Genomic DNA, 22,985 nt, shown 5'->3' on the forward strand with positions numbered 1-22,985 from the left:
ACTTCCTCCTCGAAGAGCCGTTGTCAGATGAGCTTCTGGCCGACCAGGTACTCGGCGACCTTGGTGCCGCCGTCGCCCTCGTCTTCGACCTTCTCGCCGGCGGTGCGCGGCGGCTTCGGCGAGGCTTCGGTCACGGTGGACCACGCGTTGCCGAGGCCGACCTCGCTCGCGTCGATGCCCAGGTCGGCGATGGTGAACGTCTCGACCGGCTTCTTCTTCGCGGCCATGATGCCCTTGAACGACGGGTAGCGCGGCTCGTTGATCTTCTCGCCGACGCTCACGATCGCGGGCAGGCTCGCCTCGAGGTGGGTGAGGCCGTCCTCGGTCTCGCGGGTGGCCTTGATCGTCGAACCGTCGACGGTCAGCTCACGCACGTAGGTGACCTGCGGCAGGCCCAGCAGCTCGGCGAGGATCGCCGGGATGGCGCCACCGCGGCCGTCGGACGACTCGTTGCCGGCGATGACCAGGTCGAAGCCCTCGACCTTGCCGATCGCGGCGGCGAGCACCTTGGCGGTGGCGATCGCGTCGGAGCCGTGCAGCGCCTCGTCGGAGACGTGGATGGCCTTGTCGGCGCCCATGGACAGCGCCTTGCGGATGGCGTCGGTCGCGCGGTCCGGGCCCACCGAGATCACGGTGACCTCGCCCTCGCCGGCTTCCTTGATCTTCAGTGCTTCTTCGACGGCCTTCTCGTTGATCTCGTCGAGCACGGCGTCGGCGGATTCGCGGTCAAGGGTGTGGTCGGACCCGTTGAGCTTCCGCTCCGAGTAGGTGTCCGGTACCTGCTTGACCAGGACGACGATGTTGGTCATGGGTCTGCTTCGACCTCCCGGTTCGTGGCCCGCGGACGACCACGGGACAGTGCTCTACTGGCCGGTAGATTAGGACCAATCGGCGCGCGGGACCCGTCGAGGTGACGTCATTCACCTGGATGCGCAATCTAGTGGGACCATCGTCCCGATAGTTGACCGGTTACCCCACCCGAACTGCCGTTCGTCCAATCGGACCAACCACGGCCTACTGGCGGTGGGTGTCAGGCATTAACCTCCCCCACCATGCCCGCGCGCATCGCCGTCATCACCGACTCGAGCTCCTGCCTGCCCGACCTCGTCGCTTCTCGCTGGGCCATCGGCGTCGTCCAGATCCAGCTGAGCCTGGGAAGCCACTACGACGACGAAAACCGCTTCGACCGCGGCGAAGTGATCGACGCCATGAGAGCCGGGCAGGTGATCGCCACGGCGCCCCCGGACCCGGGGGCGTTCTTCTGGGCCTACCAGGAGGCGGCCACCGCCGGCGCGACCGCCATCGTCAGCATCCACATCTCCGGCCGCATGTCCGACACCGTCCGCGCGGCCCGGGAGGCCGCCCAGCAGGTCCGCATCCCGGTGCACGTCCTGGACAGCCGCACCACCGGCATGAGCCTCGGCTTCGCCGCCGTGTCGGCCGCGCGGGCCGCCGCGGCCGGCGCGGACGCCGACCGGGTCATCGAAGCCGCCGAACGCCGGTGCACCACGAGCACCGAGTTCATCTACGTCGACACCCTCGAGTACCTCCGCCGCGGCGGCCGGATCGGCGCCGCCCAGGCCATGCTCGGCAGCGCGTTTTCGATCAAACCGCTGCTCACGGTCAAGGACGGCGAGGTCGCGCCGCTCGCCCGGGTCCCCGGCACAAAGCGCGCCCTGGCCAAGATGGTCGACCTCGCCGTGAAGAAGTCCGGCGGGTTCCGCGCCGACATCGCGGTGACGCGGTTCGGCGCCAGCGATCACGAACTGGAGATCGGGAGGCAGATCGAACGCCGGGTGCCGGCGATGGTCGAGAGCATGGTCGTCGAAGCGAGCACGGTCATCGGCGCGCACCTCGGCCCCGGCGCGCTCGGCATCACGGTGTCGCCGGTGGGCTGACCCGCCGGGCCGGGACCAGCAGGACCACGAGCGGCAGCAGCACCCCCAGCCCGGTCGTCCCCACGATGAGGACCTGGTCGATCCGCTCGAAGTGCCCGACGTGGCCGAGGTGGTAGAGGAAGTGCGGGACGCCGAACAGCAGCGCCGAGACGGCCGCGAGCCGCGCCACCGCTGTGGTGCCGATCACGGCGGCCCCGACCAGCAGCGCCGCGAGCCCCAGGTTGAGCCCGCCGAAGTCGCGCAGAAGGTGCTCGTTGAACGGCCCGTCCATCGACACCCAGCCGGTGCGGAAGCCGGGAAAGTCCTGGTAGAAGCCGGTCGGCGAGACCAGTGGCCAGATTCCGACCACGGCCTCGACCAAGCCGAAGACGACGAGCAGTACGCGGGTGATGGTCCGTTGCATGACCACGGAACGACACGGCGGCGTCGGACGTGACACCCGCTAGGGTCGCGGAGGTGACCACCCCAGCCACCCGGGCCGAGGCGCTGCACCTGACCGGCGAGCGGACCGTCCCCGGCATCGCCGAGGAGAATTACTGGTTCAGGCGCCACGAAGCCGCATACGCCGCCCTGCTCCCCCATTGCGCGGACGCGACGGTCCTCGAAGCCGGCTGCGGCGAGGGCTACGGCGCGAGCCTCCTCGCCACGACGGCCCGCCGGGTGCTCGCGCTGGACTACGACGTCCCGACCACCGAGCACGTCGCCCGTCGCTACCCCGAGCTCGCCGTCGCGCGGGCGAACCTGGCCTTCCTCCCGGTCCGGGACGGCGCGGTCGACGTCGTGGCCAACTTCCAGGTCATCGAGCACCTGTGGGACCAGGCCGGGTTTCTCGCCGAGTGCCGGCGGGTGTTGTCGCCGAACGGCAAACTGCTGGTCACGACGCCGAACCGGCTGACCTTCACCCCGGACAGCGACACGCCACTGAACCCGTTCCACACGCGCGAGCTGGCGCCCTCCGAACTGGCCGGGCTGCTCACCGACGCCGGCTTCGCCGTCGAATCGCTGCACGGGCTGCACCACGGCCAGGCTGTGCGCGCCCTCGACGAGCGGTACGGCGGTTCGATCATCGACGCCCAGCTCGACGTGGTCATGGGCAAGCTGCCGGGGCAGGCCGAGTGGCCGGAAGCCCTGCTCGCCGACGTCGCCGCGATCGAAGCCACCGGGTTCGACATCCACGGCGACGACCTGGACGCCAGCCTCGACCTGATCGCCGTGGCGGTGCGCCGATGAGCGAGGGGACCTTCTGTCTCGTCGTGCACAGCCACCTGCCGTGGCTGCCGCACCACGGGAGCTGGCCGGTCGGCGAGGAATGGCTCTACCAGGCGTGGGCGCACTCCTACCTGCCGATGGTCGAGCTCCTGGAGCGCTTCGCCGACGAAGGCCGCCGCGACGTGCTGACGCTGGGCGTGACGCCGGTGCTGGCCGCGCAGCTCGACGACCCGTACAGCATCCGCGCGTTCCACGACTGGCTCGGCCACTGGCAGCTGCGTGCCCAGCACGCGGCGACGCTGTGGCGCGGCGACCCGCTGCTGCGCGAGCTCGCCGCGGCCGAGCACCGGACCGCCGTCCGCGCGGCCGAAGAGCTCGGGACGCGGTGGCGGCACGGGTTCTCCCCGGTCCTGCGGTCCCTGGTCGACAATTCGACCATCGAGCTGCTCGGCGGCCCGCTCGCCCACCCGTTCCAGCCGCTGCTGGACCCGCGAGTGCGTGAGTTCGCGCTGAACGGCGGTCTCGCCGACACGGCCTTGCGGCTCGGGACGCGCCCGGAGGGGATCTGGGCCCCCGAGTGCGGCTACGCGCCTGGTATGGAAAACGACTACGCGGCGGCGGGCGTGCGGCGGTTCATGGTCGACGGCCCGTCGCTGCGCGGCGAGACCTGGGCCGCCCGGCCGGTCGGCGACACCGACGTTCTCGCCTTCGGCCGGGACCTTGAGGTCACCTACCGCGTCTGGTCACCGAAGGCCGGCTACCCCGGCCACGCCGCCTACCGCGACTTCCACACCTGGCAGCACGAGGTCGGCCTCAAGGCCGCGCGGGTCACCGGCAAGACGGTCGAGCCGCAGGACAAGGCGCCCTACGACCCGGCGCTCGCCGCGGACGTGCTGGAGACGCACGTCAAGGACTTCGTCGAGACCGTCGTGACGCGCCTGCGGTCGCTGAAGCGCCAACACGGGCGTGAGGCGCTCGTGGTCGCCGCGTACGACACGGAGCTGTTCGGGCACTGGTGGCACGAAGGGCCGGCGTGGCTGGAAGGCGTGCTGCGCGCGCTCCCCGACGCCGGTGTGCGGGTGACGACGCTGAAGGGCGCGATGGAAGCCGGCCACGTCGGCGAGCCGATCGACCTGCCTTCGTCGTCGTGGGGGTCGGGCAAGGACTGGCGCGTCTGGGACGGCGAGCAGGTCAAGGACATGGTCGCCGCCAATGCCGCGTTGCAGGACCGGCTGCTCGACCTGGTCGCCGGGCTCGACCGGACAGCCCGGGACACCGTCGCCGACCAGGCCGTCGCCGAGGCGATGCTGGCGCTGGAAAGCGACTGGGCGTTCATGGTCACCAAGGACTCGGCCGCGGACTACGCGCGCCGTCGCGCGGCCGTCCACACCGAGCGCTTCGACGCGCTGGCCGGGCTGCTGCGCCGCGGCGAACGCGCGCGCGCCGTCGAGGTCGCCGCCGCCTACCGCGCCGACGACGGACCGTTCGGGCACCTCGACGCCCGGGCGCTGAAGCACAACTGAAAGGGACGCACCGGATGGGAATCCACGAAATTCCGCTCAAGACCCTCGACGGGCGGGACAGCTCGCTGGGCGAGTTCACGGGCAAGGCGCTGCTCGTGGTCAACGTCGCGTCGAAGTGCGGCCTGACTCCGCAATACTCCGGCCTCGAGCGGCTGCAGGAACGCTTCGGCGAGCAGGGCTTCTCCGTCGTCGGGTTCCCGTGCAACCAGTTCGCCGGGCAAGAACCGGGCAGCGCGGACGAGATCCAGACGTTCTGCTCGACGACCTACGGCGTCACGTTCCCGCTGTTCGAGAAGATCGACGTCAACGGCGAAGGCCGGCACCCGCTCTACGCCGAGCTGACCGAGACCGCTGACGACGAAGGCGCCGCCGGCGACGTCCAGTGGAACTTCGAGAAGTTCCTCGTCGGCGTGGACGGCGAGGTCCTGGCGCGGTTCCGGCCGCGCACCGAGCCCGAGGACGAGACGGTCGTCAAGGCCATCGAGGCGGCACTGCCGGCTTGATGTGACGGTGCGGACCGGCCGTGGTCGAAATCAGGACGAGCCCGCTTCGATCACGGCTCGCACGCACTTCGCGACCACCGCCGGGTCCACCTTGATCACGCGACGGTCGTAGGTGAGCAGCCCGTTGACCTCGTTTTCCACATCGGTCGTCTGGGTGTAGACGGCCCCGGACAAGCCGCGGTCCGCCACGATCCGCTCGAGGGCGGCGCTCACCTCGGCGTAGCGCTCGGTGAGCCGCTCCCGCGTCGGCGTCATCTCGTACGCGTTCGGCGGGCCCGGCCAGCAGTGGTCGTCCAACACCAGGCCGAGGCCGCCGTACTCGCCGTCGACGATCGCGCGGCCGTCGCGCACCGACGGCGAACCCGGACCCACGTACGTGTGGTCGTCGTAGACGTCGCCCGCGCCGCTGTCCGGCCGCGAAAAGCAGCAGTTGACGCCGCTGTTCGCGATCACCAGCCGCGTCGGGTCGAGGGTTTTGACCGATTCCGCGACACGGGCCGTGTCGAACTCGCCCCAGCCCTCGTTGAACGGGACCCAGCCGACGATCGACGGGACCGCTTGCAGCTGCGTCACCATTTCGGCCAGCTCCGCCTCGAACCGCTCGCGCGCCCGCGGGACCGGGTCCGGCGCGATTCCCGGCGGGCCGTCGAACGACACGGTCAGCGACGGCATGTCCTGCCAGACGAGCAAGCCCAGCGTGTCGGCCCAGTGGTACCAGCGGGCCGGCTCGACCTTGACGTGTTTGCGGACGAAGTTGAAGCCCAGCTCCTTCGTCTTCTCGAGGTCGAACCGCAGGGCGTCGTCGGTGGGCGCGGTGGAGATGCCGTCCGGCCAGTAGCCCTGGTCGAGCGGTCCGTGCAGAAAAGTGACACGGCCGTTGAGCGCGATCCGCGGCCGGCCCTGCGGGTCCGGGACCAGGCCGATCGTCCGGAGGCCGGCGTAGCTGCCGACCTCGTCCGAAATCGAACCACGCCCGTCGAAGAGCTGGACGCGCAGCGAGTAGAGGTGCGGGTCGTCGGGCGTCCAGAGGCGCGGGGAGGGAACGTCCACGCGCGCCGACGTCCCGGCCGCACCCGACGCCCGCGCCGTCTCGGTGCCGTTTGCCGAAAGAATGACAACGACCTCGGCACCGCCGGTGACCTGCGGGAACACCGTCACGCCGGTCAGGTCGGGGGTCAGCTCCAGCCGCTCGATCCTGGTCTCGGGGACCGGCTCCAGCCACACCGTTTGCCAGATTCCGGACGACGGGGTGTAGCAGATCCCGCCGGGCGCGTTGCGCTGCTTGCCGACCGGGAAGGGCTCGATGTCGGTGCGGTCTTCGGCGCGGACAGTCAGCTCCTGCGGCCCCGAAGCACGCAGGACGTCGGTGACGTCCGCGCTGAACGCCGTGTACCCGCCTTCGTGGGTCGCGACGAGCTGGTTGTTGACCCAGACCTTCGCCGTCTGGTCGACCGCGCCGAAGTGCAGGAGGACCCGTGAGCCGTGCCAGTCGGAGGGGACTTCGAAAAGACGCCGGTACCAGAGGACTTCGTCGCGTCGTCCAATTCCGGACAACGCCGATTCCGGCGGGAACGGGACGAGGATGCGCTCGGCGTAGCCGGACGGCCGTGGTTCATCCGGCGACGACGGCCAGCCCGCGTACTCCCAGACTCCGTTGAGGTTCAGCCAGCGAGGCCGCGTCAGCTGGGGCCGTGGGTACTCGGGCAGGGCGTTGTCCGGAGCGACGTCGGCGCTCCACGGGGTCGGCAGGGGCGGGTCGAGCCGGCGCCAGCCGGGGTCCTTGTCAGGAGTCATCCCGGTCGATGGTGGCAGAGATCCTCACGTCGGCCAGTGATCGAGATCACATGTGAACACTTCGCCAGCACGGGCGCGTCGAGGCCTCCTGACTCGCGAGTAACCTCTGCCCATGCGAGTGCTGATGCTGTCCTGGGAGTACCCGCCCGTGGCCATCGGGGGCCTGGCCCGGCACGTCCACGCGCTCGCTACCCACCTCGCCCGCCAGGGCCACGAGGTCGTCGTGCTCTGCCGGCACGCCGCCGGCACCGACGCCGGAACGCACCCGCGCACCGACCGCGTCGTCGAGGGCGTGCGGATCATCCGGGTCGCCGAAGACCCGATGCACGTGACGTTCGAACGGGACCTCGTCGCCTGGACGCTGGCCATGGGGCACGCCATGATCCGCGCCGCGCAGGACCTGCTGCGCAGCTGGCAGCCCGACGTCGTCCACGCGCACGACTGGCTGGTCGCCCACCCGGCCATCGCGATCGCCGAGGCGGCGCGGGTGCCGCTGGTCGGCACGATCCACGCGACCGAGGCGGGGCGGCACTCCGGCTGGCTTTCGCACCCGCTGAACCAGCAGGTCCACTCGGTCGAATGGTGGCTCGCGAACCGCGCCGACGCGCTGATCACCTGCTCGCAGGCGATGCGTCGCGAAGTCGCGTACCTCTTCGAGGTCGAGGCGGCCGACGTCACGGTGATCCACAACGGCATCGAGGAGCGCGGCTGGCAGGTGCCCGCGGACGAGATCGCGCGCGCCCGCGAGGTGTACAGCCCGGCCGGTGCGCCGCTGTTGCTCTACTTCGGACGACTCGAGTGGGAAAAGGGCGTGCAGGACCTGCTGGCCGCGCTCCCCCGCATCCGGCGCCGCCACCCGGGCACCCGCGTGGTCGTTGCCGGAAAAGGACGACACTTCGACGAGCTGGTCGAGCAGTCGCGGAAGCTGCGGGTGCGGCGCGCGGTCGACTTCGTCGGGCACCTCTCCGACCGCGACCTCCGCGCGGCGCTGGCCGCGGCCGACGCCGTCGTGCTGCCGAGCCGGTACGAGCCGTTCGGCATCGTCGCGCTGGAGGCCGCGGCCGCGAAGGCACCGCTGGTGGCGTCGACCGCCGGCGGGCTCGGCGAGGTCGTCGTCCACGGCGAGACCGGGCTGGCGTTCAGCCCCGGTGACGTCACCGCGCTGGCCGCCGCGGTGACGACGGTGCTCTCCGACGCCGACGCCGCGGCCGAGCGGGCCCGGGCCGCGCAGTCCCGGCTGGCCGCGGACTTCGACTGGGGCCGGATCGCCGAAGCGACCGCCGAGGTCTACCGGCGGGCGAAGCCGGGCGAACCGGTCGAGCTGCCCCGCCCCAAGATCGCCACCGGCAACGCCTTCGAACCGGTGCCGGCCGAGATCCCGGAAGTCTAGGTAGCCGCCGCGCTCAGAACCGGCAGGGCCGGAAGCACGCCGGAGCGGCCGAAACGGTCGTGGTCGTGATTCCGTTCACGGCGAACGCGAGCGAAAACACGACGAAGAGGGTGGCGGCGGCAGCTCTGAACCTGCTGGTCATGGGGACTCCTCGGGAAGCGGCGGCGCGATCGGCGCCTCGCAGCGAGCATCCGCGCCGCCTCCCGGGAAAACAATAAGCGGAACAGCACGGGCCGGTACGTATCCGTCTTCCGTGATCGGTTCGTCCGGTTCACCGGGTCCCGGTCAGCAGCCGGTGAACGTCGGCCTCGCGTCCGCACCGGACAGCTGCTCCGGGCTCATGGCCGAAAAAACGCCACCAGCCAATTCGCCGGCGTTTGGCCCCCAGCGTCACAGTCGGGTCTCGGGTGACAACCCGCTGGCCTGCGCAAACGCCTTGAAGACACGAACCCAACTCCGCGAGGTCACCATGAAGATCCTCTCCCTCACCGCAGCCGGCCTGCTCGCACTCACCCCGGCGGCCGCCGCGCAGACCACCACCCCGCCACCGCTGCCCACTTGGCTGAAGCTGTCCGCCTCCAGCGGACATCCCGGCGAAAAGGTCTCTCTCACTGTCGCGTGCGAAGGCGAAGCGAGCCCGGTCACGACGAAAGCCCTGCGCATCACCGCGCCGTTGGACCGCAACGCCGAGGGACACCAGCCGTGGGCGTTTTTCGGCGAAAGCGTCGTCGCCGCCGTCGCGCCCGGCACGTATCCGGTCTCCGTCCGCTGCGCGGGGAAAGCCCTGAGCGTGCGCTTCACGGTCCTGGCGGCGAAGTCCCGGCCCGGCCAGGTGAAGGTCCTCCCCCACGGCGCACCCCGGACCGGGGACGGCTCGGCCGCCTAGAAGACCGGCAGCAGGACGCCGTGCTCGGACTCCGGTCGCGGGCCGAAGATGCGGCGGTCGGCTTCGGCGATCGGGACGTCGTTGATGCTCGCTTCGCGGCGGCGCATCAGGCCTTCGTCGCTGAACTCCCACAGCTCGTTGCCGTAGCTGCGGAACCACTGGCCCTCGGCGGTCCGGGACTCGTACTGGAACCGGACGCCGATGCGGTTGCCGCGAAACCCCCACAATTCCTTGCGCAGGGCGTAGTCCAGCTCGCGCGCCCATTTCTCGGTGAGGAACTCGACGATCCGCGCGCGTCCGACGACGTGCCGGTCGCGATTGCGCCAGACCGAGTCCTCCGTGTACGCGAGCGAGACGTGCTCGGGGTCGCGGGTGTTCCACGCGTCTTCGGCGGCCTGGACCTTCTGGCGGGCGGTGCCTTCGTCGAACGGCGGGAACGGCGGGAACGGCGGGCGCGGGGTCATGCGAGCTCCTTCCGAACGCGGAGAACGTGCGTTCTCCACAGCTCTCGCTAGACTAGAGAACGATCATTCTCAGCGCCAGGGGCAGGTGACATGGATTCCACGGAGGCGACCGACCGGCTGCTGGAGGCCGCCGAGGACCTCTTCTACGCCCACGGCGTGCAAGCGGTCGGGATGGACGCCGTCCGCGAACGCTCCGGCGTCTCGCTCAAGCGGCTCTACCAGTGCTTCCCGGCGAAGAGCGACCTGGTCGAGGCGTACTTGCTCCGCCGCGACGAACGCTGGCGCGGTTCGTTGCGCGATTTCGTCCACGCCCGCGGCGACGACCCCCTGGCCGTGTTCGCCTGGCTGAAGAACTGGTTCGCCGAGCCGGGCTTCCGCGGCTGCGCGTTCATCAACTCCTTCGGCGAGTTCGGCGAGCCCGCCCCCGGCATCGCCGCCGCGATCCGCAAGCACAAGGACGAGGTCCGGGCCTACCTGCGCGGCCTCGTGCCCGACCGGAGCGTTGCCGACCAACTGTTCGCGCTCATGGAGGGCGCGACCGTGCTCGCCGCCATCACCGGAGATCCCCGCGAAGCGGAAACGGCCGGTGAGGCGGCGAAGGTCCTGCTGGCCACTCAGGGGTAGAGCGTCAGGCTCGGATCGAGCGCGACCTCGGCCAGCTGGGCGAGGCTCAGGGGCGGCGACGGCATGTCCGGCGCATCGCCCTGCTTCGCGTCCCGGGCGGTGTTCTGGGCCTCGACGATGAGGCCGGTGCCGTCGGGCTTGGTGACGTTCACCCGATTGGCCGTCGGGCCACCCGGCGTGGTGAGCATCTCCTCGACGATCGTTTCGCCGTGGGGTCCGGTCCGGCGGTGGCACGAGCCCTGCATCTGTTCGGGCGGCGGGCTGCACTCGGTCGCCGGGTTGGCGTTGCCGCCGAGCCGGGTGACGATGGCCCAGACGTTGCCCTTGTGCGTCTTTTCCGTCGTCGAGGCCGCGGCCATGAAGTAGTCCTCGCCGCCGCTGCACGTGCTGTCCTTCGCCACCGGCGCGGAAAAGACGTGGTAGAACGCCAGCGGCCCGTGCTGGGTGCCCTTCGGGTACTGCCCCAGCGTGTGGACGCCCAGCGTCGTACCCGCGGCGAGGCGCTGCCGGACGGCGTCGGTGAGCGCCGTCGTCAACCGGTCCGCCACCACGTCCGTCTTCTCCCGGAGCGGTGCCCCGGTCGGCCGCGGGTCGCGGCTGCACCCTTCCGGCGACGGGGGCGGCGTACTGGCCGCTCCCGGCTGCACCACGCTCGGCGCGGGACCGCCCGGGGCGAGGACGAGCACCGCGCCGGCGGCCACCGCCGCGACGCCCGCGCCCGCGGCGGTCCACGGGTTCGCCACGCGACGCACCCGCGCCCGGCGGCGTTCGCGGTCCAGCACCGCCTCGACGTCCACTGTGGACGGTGGGACGACGCCGATCGCCGCGTCGAACTGGTCCTTGCTCATTTCTTCCTCCATCAGTTCTGGCTCGCGGCGACGAGCGCGCGCAGCGAGTCGAGCCCGCGCGCGGTCTGGCTCTTCACGGTTCCGGGCGAACACTCGAGGATCTCGGCGGTCTCCTCGATCGACAGGTCGCAGTAGTAGCGCAGCACCACCGCGGCCCGGCGCCGCGGCGGCAGCGCGTCGAGCAGTTCCAGCAGGCCGAGCCGTTCGACGACGACGTCGTCGGGCGGCACCGGCAGTTCCGGCAGCGTCTCCGCCGGCTCTTCCCGCCGCCACGCCCGGCCCTTCTCGTCCAGCCACGTGCGCACGAGGATCCGGCGGACGTAGGCGTCGAGGTGCTCCACCTGCCGGGCCCGCAACCAGTTCCGGTACAGCTTGCCGATGCTGATCGACACCAGATCGTCGGCGAGGTACCAGTCCCGGCACAGCAAGTACGCCGTGCGGCGCATGACTTCCATCCGGGCCGTGACGTAATCGCGGTAACCCGCTTCTTCCGACCGTTTCACCAGTTCCTCCTCGTTGCCCCAACACCTGTCGAACGGGGGTCGCGGGCGCTGGGGTTGCCCGGAGATCGAAATCCGGGCAACCCGCCGCCGCGGCCGTCCCGTTCCACGAACCGGGGGACCCGACAGTGAGGAACCATTCCATGAGGAAACCGATCACCGCGGTCATCGCGGTGACCTTGGCCGCGGGCGTGCTCACCGCACCCGGCGCGGCGGCCGCCCCGGCGGACGGACCGGCGGGGACGCCGAGCCGGATCACCCTGGTCACCGGCGACCAGGTGCTGGTCAGCGGCACGGACGTGCGGGTGCTGCCCGCCCGCCGGGACCGCCCGGTGCCGTTCCGGCAGTACACCCGCCACGGCGACAGCTACGTCATGCCCGGCGACGCCGCCGGCCTGGTCCGCGCCGGGCGGCTCGACGAGCAGCTGTTCAACGTCACCGGCCTGCTGCGCCAGGGTTACGACGACGCCCGGACGCCGCACGTGCCGCTGCTGGTCCGGCAGGCGGGCCCGGCGGTCGCCGCCCGGACCGGCGTGGCCACCCGGCCGGCCGCGCTCGGCTACACCGCGCTCGACGAGCCCAAGTCCGGCGCCGCGGCGTTCTGGAACCGGCTCGCCACCGAACCCGCCACGCTCGCGGCAAGCACCGCGAAGGTGTGGCTCAACGCGAAGGTGCAGGCGAGCCTCGACCAGAGCGTGCCGCAGATCGGCGCGCCCGCGGCGTGGCAGGCGGGCCTCACCGGCCGCGGCGTGACCGTCGCGGTGCTCGACACCGGCATCGCCACCGCCCACCCGGACTTCGCCGGCCGCGTGGGCCCGGGCAAGGACTTCACCGGCAAGGGCAGCGTCGAAGACGACCAGGGGCACGGCACGCACGTGGCCTCGACGATCGCCGGCTCCGGCGCGGCGTCGGGCGGGAAGTACCGGGGAGTGGCGCCCGACGCGACCCTGGCCGTCGGCAAGGTCCTCGACGAATCCGGCCACGGCACGTTCGACACCGTCCTGGCCGGCATGCAGTGGGCGGTGACCGAGGCGCACGCCCGCGTGGTGAACATGAGCCTCGGCAGCGGCCCGTCGGACGGGACCGATCCGGTGTCCGAAGCCGTGAACAGCCTGACCCACGACTACGGCACCCTGTTCGTCGTCGCCGCGGGCAATTCCGGCCACGACGAGACCGTCGCGAGCCCGGCGGCGGCCGACGCCGCGCTCGCCGTGGCCAGCGTGTCCAAAAAGGACGTCCTGAGTGCGTTCTCCAGCCGCGGCCCCCGCCCCGGCGACGGCGCGGCCAAACCGGACGTCGCTGCCCCCGGCGAGTCGATCACCGCGGCGCGGCCGGCCGGGATCCCACCGGCGGGCGACCCGGTCGGCGACGGCTACCAGACGCTGAACGGCACGTCGATGGCTACGCCGCACGTCGCGGGCTCGGCGGCGATCCTGGCCCAGCAGCACGCCGATTGGCCGGCGGAGCGGCTCAAGGCCGCACTGACCAGCAGCGCCACACCCGTCGACGCCGGACCGGCGGCGGTCGGCACCGGCCGCGTCGACGTCGCCCGCGCGACGACCACGCCGGTCACCGCCACCGGCGCGGCGTCGGCGTACCTCCCCTGGCCCAACCACGGGATGACCAAGAAGGCGACAGTCACCTGGTACAACTCCGGCGTCACGCCGGTGACGCTGACGCTCGCCAGTGACCTCGGCGACCTGCTCACCTTCCCGGCGGCCGTGACGGTGCCCGCGGGCGGCAGCACCCCGGTGGAACTCACGTTCGCCGCCCACGACGGCGCTCCGGGTACCCACGCCGGCATCCTCACCGCGCGCGGTGACGGTGTCAGCACCCGGACCGCGCTGTCGGTCCGGCAGGAGGGGGAGATGTACGACCTGACCATCGGCCTGGTCGACCGCGACGGCAAGCCGTGGGCGCCGACCGGCTACCCGCCGGTGGCGATCATCGACCTCGACACCGGCTCGTTGACCCACGCCGAGCCGGGCACGTACCGGTTGCCGCGCGGCCGGTACGCCGTGCACAGCCACATCGAGACGCCGCGGCCTGGTCAGGAGCCGTCGCACAGCTTCATCAGCCTGCCGGAACTGGTGCTCGACCACGACGTCACGCAGACTTTCGACGCGCGCGACGGCAAGCCGATGTCACTGGAGCCGGACAACCCCGCGGCGCGCGGCGGCACTCACCACGTCGAGCTGCTCAGCCGGATCACCGCCTGTGCCTGCGTCTTCGCGGACAACACCGACCTCGACCCGCGCTTCCACGAAGCCTTCGCCGCGACGGTGTCGGGGACCTCGTCGGCCGCCTTCGCCTTCGGCCAGCAGCGCCGGGCCACCGAACCGGACCTCGAGCTGACCGCGGACGACGGGAAGCCGTTCGCGGTCCGGGGCATGTGGCTGGAGTCGGCCGCGCCGGCAGGCAGCAGCACACTGCCGGTCGTGTCCGGTGGGGCCGGCACACCGGAGGACCTGGCCGGGATCGACGCCCACGGCAAGCTCGTGGTCATCCGGCTGCCCCAGGACACGCCGATCACCGAGACCTACCAGCGGCTCGCGAACGTCGAGCACGCCGGGGCGAAACTCGGCCTGGTCTCCATGTCCGGCACCGTGGCCGCGGCCACGGTGCTCGGCGGCGGTGTCCCGACGCTGACCATGCCGACGATCTGGAGCGGGATGTCGGTGACCGGACAGCGCCTGGCGGAGCTGGCGAAGAAGGGCGGCGCTTCGGCGACGGTGGTCAGCCGTCCGTCGCCGAACTTCCGCTACGAACTCGCCGATGGCGTCGAGCGGGCGGTGACGGCCGCCCGCGTGCAGCGGCCGAAGACGCGTGACCTCGCCGAGGTGCGCACCGCCTACCACGACAACGTTCCCTCGACCATCCGTTACGTTGCCGGGTACGAGTTCTTCGGTCGGAAGGTCGGCTACGGCTACACCGAACCCGTGGCCGACCAGCAGGAACGCACCGAGTACTACTCCCCCGGCCGGTGGGAGACGATCTGGACCGCCGGTTACCTCGGTGAACTGACGGAGAAGCTCGACCTCGCCGCGGGCCGCAGGTACCAGCTCGCCTGGAACAAGGCCGTGGCCGGCCCGTCGTTGCGCGGGCTGACCGTGACCCACTCCGGCGAACAGCCACGGCCGTGGGCGTGGCGCAAGGACGGCGTCTTCGACATGTGGCTGCCGCTGTTCGGCGACGCCGCCGGACGGCCGCGCACCGCCGCGTCGTTCGCCGGCGACACCGGTTCGGTGAGCCTCGCCAAGGACGGCGTCGCGATTCCGGTGTCCCTGGACGAGCCGGGCCGGGCCACCATCCCGGTGCCGGACGCCGACGGCGCGTACCGGCTCTCCGCGGACGTCCACCGGCACACCGCCTGGTGGCCACTGTGGACGGACGTGTCGGCGGAGTGGGGCTTCCGCTCGTCGGCGGTCGCGGACGGCCAGGCGCTGCCGCTGCTCACCGCCCGGTTCGACCCGGCGGTCGACCTCCGCAACCGCGCACCGGGCGGGCGGGTCTTCACGTTCCCGGCGTTCGTCGAGCGGCAAGGCGGCGGGGCCGGGACGAAGCTGGCCGTCGAGACGTCCGTGGACGACGGGCGCACCTGGCAGCCCGCGGTCACCCTGCGGACCGGGGAGCACTGGACGGTCGTGGTGCGGAATCCTGCCGGTGGGTTCGTCTCGCTGCGGACGAGCGCGTCGGACGACGGTGGGAACACCGTGCGGCAGACGGTGATCCGGGCGTACGCGATCTCCTGACGCGGAAATGAACCGGTCCGGTGACGGGGAGCCGCCGTCACCGGACCGGTCCGGACCACACCATCCCAATCAGTGTGGATCCGGCTTCCCCTCGTCAGGTAGGGGAAGCCGGGGCCCTGCTACCGGGCGTCCGTGAGGTACCGCGCGTAGGCACCCGTGGTGAGGAAGCTCGGCAGCTTCTCGCCCAGCGCGGTTTCGGTGAAGATCTCGTACGCGTCGTCGAGGCGGTTGCCCTCGCCCAGGTCGGCGCGCACCGACGCGAGTTCGTCGTCCAGGAATTCGACCGCCAGCTCGCGGGTGAGCACCGTGCCGTCCTCGAGCTTCGTGCCGTTGCGGATCCACTGCCAGATCTGGCAGCGCGCGATCTCCGCGGTGGCCGCGTCCTCCATGAGGTTGTGGATCGCCGCCGCGCCGGTGCCGCGCAGCCACGCGTCGACGTAGCGCAGGGCGACGTTGATGTTCGCGCGGACGCCCGCTTCGGTGACCTCGCCGCCGGCGCTGGCCACGTCGAGCAGGTCCTCGGCGGTGACGTCGACGTCTTCGCGCAGCTTGCCGAGCTGGTTCGGCCAGCCGCCGAGCACGCCGTCGAAGACCTCGCGGCAGACCGGGACCAGGCCGGGGTGCGCGACCCACGAGCCGTCGAAACCGTCGCCGGCCTCGCGTTCCTTGTCCGCGCGGACCTTCTCGAGCGCGGTCGCGTTGATCTCCGGGTCCTTGCTCGGGATGAACGCGGCCATGCCGCCGATGGCGTGCGCGCGACGCCGGTGGCAGGTGCGCACCAGCAGTTCGGTGTAGGCCCGCATGAACGGCACGGTCATGGTCACCTGCGCGCGGTCCGGCAGGACGAAGTCGGCGCCGTGCGCGGCGAAGTTCTTGATCATGCTGAAGATGTAGTCCCAACGCCCGGCGTTCAGGCCCGCCGCGTGCTCGCGCAGCTCGTAAAGGATTTCGTCCATCTCGAACGCGGCGGTGATCGTCTCGATCAGCACCGTGGCGCGGATCGTGCCGCGGGGGATGCCGAGTTCGCGCTGGGCCAACAGGAAGACATCGTTCCACAGCCGCGCTTCGAGGTGGTTCTCGAGCTTCGGCAGGTAGAAGTACGGGCCGACGCCGCGGGCGACCAGCTGGCGGGCGTTGTGGAAGAAGTACAGGCCGAAGTCGACCAGGCTCGCCGACACCGGGCGGCCGTCGATGCGGATGTGCTTCTCCACCAGGTGCCAGCCACGGGGCCGCGCGACGATCGTCGCCGGGTCTTCGCCGATCGTGTAGCGCTTGCCGGCTTCCGTGGTGAAGTCGATGTTGCGGCGGATCGCGTCGAACAGGTTGAGCTGGCCGTCGATGACGTTGTGCCACGTCGGCGACGTCGCGTCCTCGAAGTCCGCCAGCCAGACCTTCGCGCCGGAGTTCAGCGCGTTGACCGTCATCTTGCGGTCGGTCGGGCCGGTGATCTCGACGCGGCGGTCCTCCAAACCCGGCGCGGTCGGGGCGACGTGCCACGACTCGTCGTCGCGGATCCGGCGGGTCTCCGGCAGGAAGCCGAGCGGCTTCTCGCCGGACTGCAGTTCCTCGCGCCGCACGCGGCGGGCATCGAGCAGCTCGCGCCGGCGTCCGGCGAACGTGTTGTCCAGCTTGGCCAGGAAGTCGAGTGCCGCCGGGGTCAGGATCTCCGCGAACCGGCCCTCGACGGGCCCGGTGACCTCGATGCGGTAGTTCAGCCGATCAACCATGGAGTGCCTCCGCGAGCTGTGGGCGGGGAAGGGAAGAAGGGGAAGGACGCGGCCTGACGGCGGAGGGGGGTGCGCCGTCAGGCCGCGGCCGGGATCAGTGGAACTGGGCTTCTTCGGTGGAGCCCTTGAGCGCGGTGGTCGAGCTCTCCGGGTTCAGCGCGGTGGCGACCTGGTCGAAGTAACCGGTGCCGACCTCGCGCTGGTGCTTGGTCGCGGTGTAGCCGCGGCTCTCCGAAGCGAACTCGCGCTCCTGCAGGTCGACGTAGGCGGTCATGCCCTCGCGGGCGTAGCCGTGCGCCAGGTCGAACATCGAGTAGTTCAGCGCGTGGAAGCCGGCCAGCGTGATGAACTGGAACTTGTAGCCCATGTGGCCGAGCTCGCGCTGGAACTTCGCGATCGTCGCGTCGTCCAGGTGCTTCTTCCAGTTGAACGACGGCGAGCAGTTGTAGGCCAGCATCTGGTCCGGGAACTTCGCCTTGATCGCCTCGGCGTACTTGCGCGCCACCTCGAGGTCCGGCTCGGAGGTCTCCATCCAGAGCAGGTCGGCGTACTGGGCGTAGGCCAGGCCGCGCTCGATGCACGGCTGGATGCCGTTGGTGACCTCGTAGAAGCCCTCGGCGGTGCGGCCGCCGGTGAGGAACTGCTGGTCACGCTCGTCGACGTCGCTGGTGAGCAGCGTCGCGGCCTGGGCGTCGGTGCGGGCGACGATCAGCGACGGCACGTTCAGCACATCCGCGGCGAGGCGGGCGGCGTTCAGCGTGCGCTCGTGCTGCTTGGTCGGGATCAGCACCTTGCCGCCGAGGTGACCACACTTCTTCTCGGACGCGAGCTGGTCTTCCCAGTGCACACCCGCGGCGCCGGCCGCGATCATGCCCTTCATCAGCTCGAACGCGTTGAGCGGGCCACCGAAGCCGGCCTCCGCGTCGGCGACGATCGGGGCGTACCAGTCGATGTCGGTCTTACCCTCGGCCCAGGTGATCTGGTCGGCGCGGCCCAGCGCGTTGTTGATGCGGCGGACCACGGCCGGCACCGAGTTGGCCGGGTAGAGGCTCTGGTCCGGGTAGGTCTGGCCGGACAGGTTGGCGTCCGCCGCGACCTGCCAGCCGGACAGGTAGATGGCCTGCAGGCCCGCCCGGACCTGCTGGACGGCCTGGTTACCGGTCAGCGCGCCGAGCGCGTGGATGTAGTCCTCGGTGTGCAGCAGGTCCCACAGCTTCTCCGCGCCGCGGCGGGCCAGGGTGTGCTCTTCGACGACGCTGCCGCGCAGCTTGATCACGTCTTCGGCCGAGTAGGAGCGCTGCACGCCCGCCCAGCGGGGGTCGCTCGCCCACTGCGCGGCCAGCTCCGCGGCCGCCTGCTTGGCCTGTTCCGTCATCGGATCTCCCGGTGTTGCGAAGTTTGCGATTGCTCGCCTTGCTTGGCCTGACCCTGACACGCCAGCGGAAACAAGGTCTAGTCAGCCAATTTGCCAATTTGTGCGAAGGGTCCGTACTCTGCTTGCAAAGGTTGCGAATCGGCTAGTTCGCAAGTGATCGAAAATCCGCGTTCTTGACCGTTCACGTAACCGTTCAGGACCGGAAACCTTCCGGGAAGGAGGGCAAGAATGGAGAAGACTTTCGCCGGCGCGCGGTTGCGGCACCTCCGGGAAAGCCGCTCGATGAGCCAGGCCGACCTCGCCCGTGTGCTGGAGATCTCACCCAGCTACCTCAACCAGATCGAGCACAACTCGCGTCCGCTGACCGTGCCGGTGCTGCTGCGGATCACGCAGGCGTTCGGCGTCGACACCGAGTTCTTCGCCAACAACGACACGTCCCGGCTGGTCGCCGACGTCAAGGAAGCGCTGCTCGACGAGGCCCTCGGCATCGACGTCACCACCGGCGAGCTCAACGAGCTGGCCTCGAACCTGCCGGCGATCGCCCACGCGCTGGTCAAGCTGCACCGCAGCTACCGCAACGCCGTCGAAAACACCGCCGTGCTGACCACGGAAAACGGCCTGGGCCTGCACGGCAGCGCCGCCGCCCCGCTGCCGCACGAAGAAGTCCGCGACTTCTTCTACGAGCGCGAGAACTATGTCGCCGAACTGGACGAACGCGCCGAGAAGATGGCCGCGGACATCCCGTTGCAGCGCGGGCAGGTGCTGAGTGCGCTGAAGGACCGTCTTTCCCAGCGCTACGGCGTCGAGGTGACCAGCGAGGGCATCGACGAAGCCGCCGGCCAGCAGCACCGCTACGAGCCGATGACGCGGGTGCTGCGGCTGGCGCCCAGCCTGCGGGTCGGGCAGCAGGCGTTCCGGATGGCCTCGCAGATCGCGCTGCTCGAGTACGACGACCTCATCACCGAGCTGGCCGACTCGTGGGCGTTCTCCGGCCCGGCCGCCCGGTCGCTGGCCCGCGTCGGCCTGGCGAACTACTTCGCCGGGGCGCTGATCCTCCCTTACGGACCGTTCCTCGCCACGGCCGAGCGGTTCCGCTACGACATCGAGCGGCTGTGCGACCACTACGGCGTCGGCTTCGAGACGGCCTGCCACCGGCTCTCCACGCTGCAGCGGCCCAAGCAGCGCGGGGTGCCGTTCTCGTTCGTGCGGGTGGACCGGGCCGGGAACATGTCGAAGCGGCAGTCCGCGGCCGGGTTCCACTTCTCCCGCGTCGGCGGGGCCTGTCCCCTGTGGAACATCTACGAGGCGTTCACCCAGCCGGGCAAGATCCTCACCCAGATCGCCACCCTGCCCGACGGCAAGAGCTACTTCTGGATCGCGCGCACGGTGTCGCGCAACATCGGCGGCTACGGCAGCCCGGGCAAGACGTTCACGGTCGGGCTGGGCTGCGAACTGCGCCACGCCGGGCGGCTCGTCTATTCGACCGGTCTCGATCTGGACGAGCCGGCCGCCGCGACGCCCATCGGGATGGGCTGCAAAGTCTGCGAACGGCCGGCCTGCTCCCAGCGCGCCTTCCCGACGATCGGCAAGCAGCTCACCGTCGACGAGAACACCAGCACCTTCGTCCCGTACCCGGCGGTGCCGAAGGGCTGATCAGCCGATCACGTGCGGCGTCCACTTCGTCTCGTCCGGGCCGAGCAGCGTGATCCGGTCCAGCAGTTCCTGCGAGGTGATGCCCGCGGTCTGGGGCTTGTCGATCGCGACGCACGCCCGCAGCCCGTTCTTCGTCGTGCAGACGGGCTTGCCGGGGCCGTCCGCGTGGCCACCCGGCGGGGAGACCGTGATCGTCGCGAGTGCGCCGTTCGACGAGTACTGGAGCACCGCCCGCCACGGGACGCCGTCCTGGTCGGGGCGACGCCACAGGCCGATGTCGGCGACGCGGAACGTCTCCGGCAGACCGGTGATGTGCAGCGGCAACGGCACCGCGCGGTTCGCGAACGTCACCTCCCCGGCGACGCGCAGCAGGACCTGCTGCAGATCGGCCAGGGTGAGGTAGTACGCGTTCAGCTCGGCCCACCGGCCGTCCGCGGTCGGCCAGCGCAGGTAGCTGTTGCCCTGGTTCAGCGGGTCCCGGGCATCGGTCGTGACCCAGTAGCCGTCGCGGTCGCCGACCCGGACCGGGACGCGCACCGCCCGCCCGCCCATGTCGTGCTTGCGGTCCAACGGCGGTTCCCGGTCGTACACGGCGAGCCAGATCATCGGCGCCAGGTCGCCGCGGCCGATGGCCAGCGCGTAGTCGCCGTGGCCGCCGGCGCCGTACTCGACGCCTTTGATGGGCTCCGGCAGCCAGCCGAAGCTCGCCTTCGTCACCAGCGGGTTGTCGGTGGGCGCCGGCGCGACGGGCGGTGGCTTGGGCAGGACGGCCGCCGGCGCGATCGGGGGCGGCGTGGGCCGCATCGCCGACACCGCCGTCAACCCCCCGGCCGTCACCACCGCGGCACAGCCGACGACCAGCGCCGCGGTCCGCACGCGACGACGGCGTCCCCCAAGCCGGCGCGCGCGGTCGAGGTCGATCCGGGGCGGCGGGGCAGGTGTCTCGGCCAGTTCCTTCAGCTTGGTGGCCAGCTCGTGGTCGGTCATGCTCGTCCCTCCCGGATCGGTTCGCGCAGCAGCTCGCGTAGCGCGTCCACGGCCTTCGCGGTCTGGCTCTTGACGGTGCCTGGGGAACAGCCCAGCGCCCGGGCGGTCTCGGCGACCGACAGATCGCCGAAGTAGCGCAGGACGACGGTCGCGCGCTGGCGGGCCGGCAGCTGGGCCAACGCCGCCCGCAGGTCCAGGGCCAGTTCGACGTCCGCGCGGGGCGCCGGCGGGTCCTGGTCGTTTTGGCGCAAATCCACCCGCCGCCACCACGACGTCCGCTGTTCGGCCAGGAACGTGTTGACCAGCGTGCGGCGCGCGTAGCCGTCCAGGTTGTCGGCGCGGGACGCTCGCGGCCAGCTCGCGTAGAGCCGGGTGATCGCCGACTGGACCAGGTCGTCGGCCCGGTGCCAGTCGCCGCAGAGCAAGTACGCGACCTTGCGCAGCCAAGCCGCCCGCGCGGTCACGTACTCGGTGAATCCGGCGTCCATCGGCGCCCCCCATCTCGTTCGTCACCCCTTTGATGCGCCCGGAGGCCCGGACGGTTGCCCGGTGAGCGCGAGTCGTAGATTCACCGGGGTGCACGACATCGACACGGTGACCGCGGCGACCATCGAGAAGGCCGCCGAGCGGCTGGCCGGGGTGGTGACCCGGACGCCGCTGGAGCCGAGCGCCCGGTTGTCGTCCCGGGTGGACGCGCAGGTCTGGGTGAAGCGCGAGGACCTGCAGACCGTCCGGTCGTACAAGATCCGCGGCGCCTACAACTTCATCGTTCAGCTCGACGAGGACGTCCGCGCCCGCGGGGTCGTCTGCGCCAGCGCCGGCAACCACGCCCAAGGCGTCGCGTACGCGTGCCGCCGGCTCGGCGCCAACGGCCGCGTGTACGTCCCCGGGACCACGCCGCGGCAGAAGCGCGAACGCATCGCGACGCTCGGCGGCGCGCACATCGAAGTGATCGTCGTCGGAGAAACGTACGAAGACGCCTTCGCCGCGGCGAACGAGGACGCCCAGCGCACCGGCGCGACCCTGGTGCCCGCGTTCGACGACGTCCGCACGGTCGCCGGCCAGGGCACGGTCGCCCTCGAAGTGATCGAGCAGCTCGGCTTCGTGCCCGACGTCGTGGTCGTCCCCGTCGGCGGCGGCGGGCTGCTCGCCGGGGTCGGCAGCTGGCTGCGGGAGCGGCACCCGGAGGTGCGGATCGTCGGCGTCGAGCCCGCGGGCGCGGCCTGCATGGCGGCGGCCCTCGCAGCCGGGCACCCGGTGCGGCTGCCGGAGCTCGACTCGTTCGTCGACGGCGCCGCCGTGCGCGAAGCCGGCGCGGTCACCTATCCCCTGATCCGCGAGAGCGGCGCCGAGCTGACCGCGGTCGCCGAAGGCGCGGTGTGCACCGAGATGCTCGCGATGTACCAGTCCGACGGGATCATCGCCGAACCCGCGGGCGCGCTCGCCGCGGCCTCGCTCGGCACGGTCGTCGCGGTCGAGCCCGGCCAGACCGTCGTCTGCCTGGTCTCCGGAGGCAACAACGACGTCAGCCGCTACAGCGAGATCCTCGAACGCTCGCTGATGCACGAAGGGCTGAAGCACTACTTCCTGGTCGGCTTCCCGCAGGAGCCCGGTGCGCTGCGGCGGTTCCTCGAGCAGGTGCTCGGGCCCGAGGACGACATCACGCGGTTCGAGTACGTCAAGCGCACCAACCGCGAGATGGGGCCGGCCCTGGTCGGCATCGAAATCGCCCGGTCGGCCGACCTGCCCGGGCTGCTGGCCCGGATGGCCGCGAGCCCGCTGCAGGTGGAGCGGATCGAGCCGGGCAGCCCCCTGTTCCACTTCCTGCTCTGAGCGCGTGGTCCACTAGGCG

21 protein-coding genes are annotated in these 22,985 nt (G+C 71.1%); 10 read left to right on the plus strand and 11 right to left on the minus strand.

The window, feature by feature from the left end; all coding sequences use genetic code 11:
- Nucleotides 1-23: 23 nt before the first annotated feature.
- Complete coding sequence (locus tag ACFVYA_RS02070; RefSeq protein ID WP_285988973.1) at nt 24-809, minus strand: electron transfer flavoprotein subunit beta/FixA family protein; 786 nt, start codon at nt 807-809, stop codon at nt 24-26.
- Nucleotides 810-1,052: 243 nt separating this feature from the next.
- Between ACFVYA_RS02070 and ACFVYA_RS02075 the strand changes: the two genes are divergently transcribed.
- Nucleotides 1,053-1,898 carry a DegV family protein gene (locus ACFVYA_RS02075; RefSeq protein ID WP_285988972.1) on the plus strand — a complete coding sequence of 282 codons (846 nt, stop codon included), beginning with the start codon at nt 1,053-1,055 and terminating at the stop codon, nt 1,896-1,898.
- On the opposite strand, the gene ACFVYA_RS02080 is transcribed toward ACFVYA_RS02075, so the two are convergent.
- Nucleotides 1,876-2,301: a hypothetical protein gene (locus ACFVYA_RS02080; protein WP_387041329.1), complete on the minus strand. Its 426-nt coding sequence runs from the start codon at nt 2,299-2,301 to the stop codon at nt 1,876-1,878. The two genes, ACFVYA_RS02075 and ACFVYA_RS02080, sit on opposite strands and share 23 nt — an antisense overlap.
- Nucleotides 2,302-2,354: 53 nt before the next feature.
- Between ACFVYA_RS02080 and ACFVYA_RS02085 the strand changes: the two genes are divergently transcribed.
- From ACFVYA_RS02085 to ACFVYA_RS02095, 3 genes are read left to right on the plus strand one after another with little or no spacing between them, the layout of a single operon-like run.
- Entirely contained in the window at nt 2,355-3,128 is a 774-nt protein-coding gene (locus ACFVYA_RS02085; RefSeq protein WP_387041331.1) for a class I SAM-dependent methyltransferase, read from the plus strand.
- Nucleotides 3,125-4,630 (plus strand): 1,4-alpha-glucan branching protein domain-containing protein, encoded by a 1,506-nt coding sequence (locus ACFVYA_RS02090; protein ID WP_387041333.1) that lies wholly within the window; start codon nt 3,125-3,127, stop codon nt 4,628-4,630. Before ACFVYA_RS02085 ends, ACFVYA_RS02090 begins: the two co-directional genes overlap by 4 nt.
- A 14-nt stretch (nt 4,631-4,644) precedes the next feature.
- Nucleotides 4,645-5,133: a glutathione peroxidase gene (locus ACFVYA_RS02095; RefSeq protein ID WP_387041336.1), complete on the plus strand. Its 489-nt coding sequence runs from the start codon at nt 4,645-4,647 to the stop codon at nt 5,131-5,133.
- A gap of 30 nt (nt 5,134-5,163) precedes the next feature.
- Here ACFVYA_RS02095 and ACFVYA_RS02100 read toward each other — a convergent pair whose 3' ends face one another.
- A complete protein-coding gene (locus tag ACFVYA_RS02100; RefSeq protein ID WP_387041339.1) occupies nt 5,164-6,927 on the minus strand; it encodes a glycoside hydrolase family 2 protein in 1,764 nt (587 codons plus the stop codon).
- A 112-nt stretch (nt 6,928-7,039) separates the two neighbouring features.
- Between ACFVYA_RS02100 and ACFVYA_RS02105 the strand changes: the two genes are divergently transcribed.
- Nucleotides 7,040-8,317: a glycosyltransferase family 4 protein gene (locus ACFVYA_RS02105; protein ID WP_285988966.1), complete on the plus strand. Its 1,278-nt coding sequence runs from the start codon at nt 7,040-7,042 to the stop codon at nt 8,315-8,317.
- Between the two features lie 13 nt (nt 8,318-8,330).
- Here ACFVYA_RS02105 and ACFVYA_RS02110 read toward each other — a convergent pair whose 3' ends face one another.
- Nucleotides 8,331-8,459, minus strand: a complete 129-nt coding sequence (locus ACFVYA_RS02110) for a hypothetical protein (protein WP_387041342.1) — start codon at nt 8,457-8,459, stop codon at nt 8,331-8,333.
- Between the two features lie 327 nt (nt 8,460-8,786).
- Here ACFVYA_RS02110 and ACFVYA_RS02115 point away from each other — a divergent pair, with 327 nt between their 5' ends.
- Nucleotides 8,787-9,203, plus strand: a complete 417-nt coding sequence (locus tag ACFVYA_RS02115) for a hypothetical protein (protein ID WP_387041344.1) — start codon at nt 8,787-8,789, stop codon at nt 9,201-9,203.
- Here the strand turns inward: ACFVYA_RS02115 and ACFVYA_RS02120 are convergent.
- Nucleotides 9,200-9,667, minus strand: coding sequence for a nuclear transport factor 2 family protein (locus ACFVYA_RS02120; protein ID WP_387041347.1), 468 nt, complete (start codon nt 9,665-9,667; stop codon nt 9,200-9,202). The genes ACFVYA_RS02115 and ACFVYA_RS02120 overlap by 4 nt on opposite strands.
- Before the next feature lie 90 nt (nt 9,668-9,757).
- Here ACFVYA_RS02120 and ACFVYA_RS02125 point away from each other — a divergent pair, with 90 nt between their 5' ends.
- Nucleotides 9,758-10,291, plus strand: coding sequence for a TetR/AcrR family transcriptional regulator (locus ACFVYA_RS02125; RefSeq protein WP_387041349.1), 534 nt, complete (start codon nt 9,758-9,760; stop codon nt 10,289-10,291).
- Here the strand turns inward: ACFVYA_RS02125 and ACFVYA_RS02130 are convergent.
- On the minus strand, nt 10,282-11,139 hold the full coding sequence (locus ACFVYA_RS02130) for a hypothetical protein (protein WP_387041352.1): 858 nt from the start codon (nt 11,137-11,139) through the stop codon (nt 10,282-10,284). The genes ACFVYA_RS02125 and ACFVYA_RS02130 overlap by 10 nt on opposite strands.
- A gap of 11 nt (nt 11,140-11,150) precedes the next feature.
- The gene (locus ACFVYA_RS02135) at nt 11,151-11,642 is read right to left on the minus strand and encodes a SigE family RNA polymerase sigma factor (RefSeq protein ID WP_387041354.1); all 492 of its coding nucleotides are present in this window, start codon (nt 11,640-11,642) and stop codon (nt 11,151-11,153) included.
- Nucleotides 11,643-11,782: 140 nt separating this feature from the next.
- Here ACFVYA_RS02135 and ACFVYA_RS02140 point away from each other — a divergent pair, with 140 nt between their 5' ends.
- The gene (locus ACFVYA_RS02140) at nt 11,783-15,391 is read left to right on the plus strand and encodes a S8 family serine peptidase (protein ID WP_387041356.1); all 3,609 of its coding nucleotides are present in this window, start codon (nt 11,783-11,785) and stop codon (nt 15,389-15,391) included.
- A gap of 119 nt (nt 15,392-15,510) precedes the next feature.
- Here the strand turns inward: ACFVYA_RS02140 and aceB are convergent, their stop codons facing one another.
- Entirely contained in the window at nt 15,511-17,118 is a 1,608-nt protein-coding gene (aceB, locus tag ACFVYA_RS02145; protein WP_387041359.1) for a malate synthase A, read from the minus strand.
- Nucleotides 17,119-17,212: 94 nt separating this feature from the next.
- Nucleotides 17,213-18,493, minus strand: a complete 1,281-nt coding sequence (aceA, locus tag ACFVYA_RS02150) for an isocitrate lyase (RefSeq protein WP_387041362.1) — start codon at nt 18,491-18,493, stop codon at nt 17,213-17,215.
- A gap of 228 nt (nt 18,494-18,721) precedes the next feature.
- Between aceA and ACFVYA_RS02155 the strand changes: the two genes are divergently transcribed.
- Nucleotides 18,722-20,146: a short-chain fatty acyl-CoA regulator family protein gene (locus tag ACFVYA_RS02155; protein WP_387041364.1), complete on the plus strand. Its 1,425-nt coding sequence runs from the start codon at nt 18,722-18,724 to the stop codon at nt 20,144-20,146.
- Here the strand turns inward: ACFVYA_RS02155 and ACFVYA_RS02160 are convergent, their stop codons facing one another.
- The gene (locus tag ACFVYA_RS02160) at nt 20,147-21,133 is read right to left on the minus strand and encodes a hypothetical protein (protein ID WP_387041367.1); all 987 of its coding nucleotides are present in this window, start codon (nt 21,131-21,133) and stop codon (nt 20,147-20,149) included. It lies immediately after the preceding gene.
- Nucleotides 21,130-21,621, minus strand: coding sequence for a SigE family RNA polymerase sigma factor (locus ACFVYA_RS02165; RefSeq protein WP_387041369.1), 492 nt, complete (start codon nt 21,619-21,621; stop codon nt 21,130-21,132). The genes ACFVYA_RS02160 and ACFVYA_RS02165 overlap by 4 nt, the downstream gene beginning before the upstream one ends.
- Before the next feature lie 88 nt (nt 21,622-21,709).
- Here ACFVYA_RS02165 and ilvA point away from each other — a divergent pair, with 88 nt between their 5' ends.
- Entirely contained in the window at nt 21,710-22,966 is a 1,257-nt protein-coding gene (ilvA, locus tag ACFVYA_RS02170) for a threonine ammonia-lyase IlvA (protein ID WP_387041371.1), read from the plus strand.
- The last annotated feature ends 19 nt before the right edge of the window (nt 22,967-22,985 follow it).

Origin of the sequence: Amycolatopsis sp. NPDC058278, assembly GCF_042881395.1 — a bacterium.
In the GTDB taxonomy this organism is placed as follows: Bacteria; Actinomycetota; Actinomycetes; order Mycobacteriales; family Pseudonocardiaceae; genus Amycolatopsis.

What these genes read in the sequence shown, in the direction of transcription:
- ACFVYA_RS02125 (WP_387041349.1), top strand. Translation starts at nt 9,758, where the DNA reads ATGGATTCCACGGAGGCGACCGACCGGCTGCTGGAGGCCGCCGAGGAC.
- ACFVYA_RS02075 (WP_285988972.1), top strand. Translation starts at nt 1,053, where the DNA reads ATGCCCGCGCGCATCGCCGTCATCACCGACTCGAGCTCCTGCCTGCCC.
- ACFVYA_RS02165 (WP_387041369.1), bottom strand. Translation starts at nt 21,621, where the DNA reads ATGGACGCCGGATTCACCGAGTACGTGACCGCGCGGGCGGCTTGGCTG.
- aceA (WP_387041362.1), bottom strand. Translation starts at nt 18,493, where the DNA reads ATGACGGAACAGGCCAAGCAGGCGGCCGCGGAGCTGGCCGCGCAGTGG.
- ACFVYA_RS02090 (WP_387041333.1), top strand. Translation starts at nt 3,125, where the DNA reads ATGAGCGAGGGGACCTTCTGTCTCGTCGTGCACAGCCACCTGCCGTGG.
- ACFVYA_RS02160 (WP_387041367.1), bottom strand. Translation starts at nt 21,133, where the DNA reads ATGACCGACCACGAGCTGGCCACCAAGCTGAAGGAACTGGCCGAGACA.
- ACFVYA_RS02120 (WP_387041347.1), bottom strand. Translation starts at nt 9,667, where the DNA reads ATGACCCCGCGCCCGCCGTTCCCGCCGTTCCCGCCGTTCGACGAAGGC.
- ACFVYA_RS02115 (WP_387041344.1), top strand. Translation starts at nt 8,787, where the DNA reads ATGAAGATCCTCTCCCTCACCGCAGCCGGCCTGCTCGCACTCACCCCG.
- ACFVYA_RS02105 (WP_285988966.1), top strand. Translation starts at nt 7,040, where the DNA reads ATGCGAGTGCTGATGCTGTCCTGGGAGTACCCGCCCGTGGCCATCGGG.
- ACFVYA_RS02080 (WP_387041329.1), bottom strand. Translation starts at nt 2,301, where the DNA reads ATGCAACGGACCATCACCCGCGTACTGCTCGTCGTCTTCGGCTTGGTC.
- aceB (WP_387041359.1), bottom strand. Translation starts at nt 17,118, where the DNA reads ATGGTTGATCGGCTGAACTACCGCATCGAGGTCACCGGGCCCGTCGAG.
- ACFVYA_RS02140 (WP_387041356.1), top strand. Translation starts at nt 11,783, where the DNA reads ATGAGGAAACCGATCACCGCGGTCATCGCGGTGACCTTGGCCGCGGGC.
- ACFVYA_RS02100 (WP_387041339.1), bottom strand. Translation starts at nt 6,927, where the DNA reads ATGACTCCTGACAAGGACCCCGGCTGGCGCCGGCTCGACCCGCCCCTG.
- ACFVYA_RS02070 (WP_285988973.1), bottom strand. Translation starts at nt 809, where the DNA reads ATGACCAACATCGTCGTCCTGGTCAAGCAGGTACCGGACACCTACTCG.
- ACFVYA_RS02110 (WP_387041342.1), bottom strand. Translation starts at nt 8,459, where the DNA reads ATGACCAGCAGGTTCAGAGCTGCCGCCGCCACCCTCTTCGTCGTGTTT.
- ACFVYA_RS02130 (WP_387041352.1), bottom strand. Translation starts at nt 11,139, where the DNA reads ATGAGCAAGGACCAGTTCGACGCGGCGATCGGCGTCGTCCCACCGTCC.
- ACFVYA_RS02155 (WP_387041364.1), top strand. Translation starts at nt 18,722, where the DNA reads ATGGAGAAGACTTTCGCCGGCGCGCGGTTGCGGCACCTCCGGGAAAGC.
- ACFVYA_RS02095 (WP_387041336.1), top strand. Translation starts at nt 4,645, where the DNA reads ATGGGAATCCACGAAATTCCGCTCAAGACCCTCGACGGGCGGGACAGC.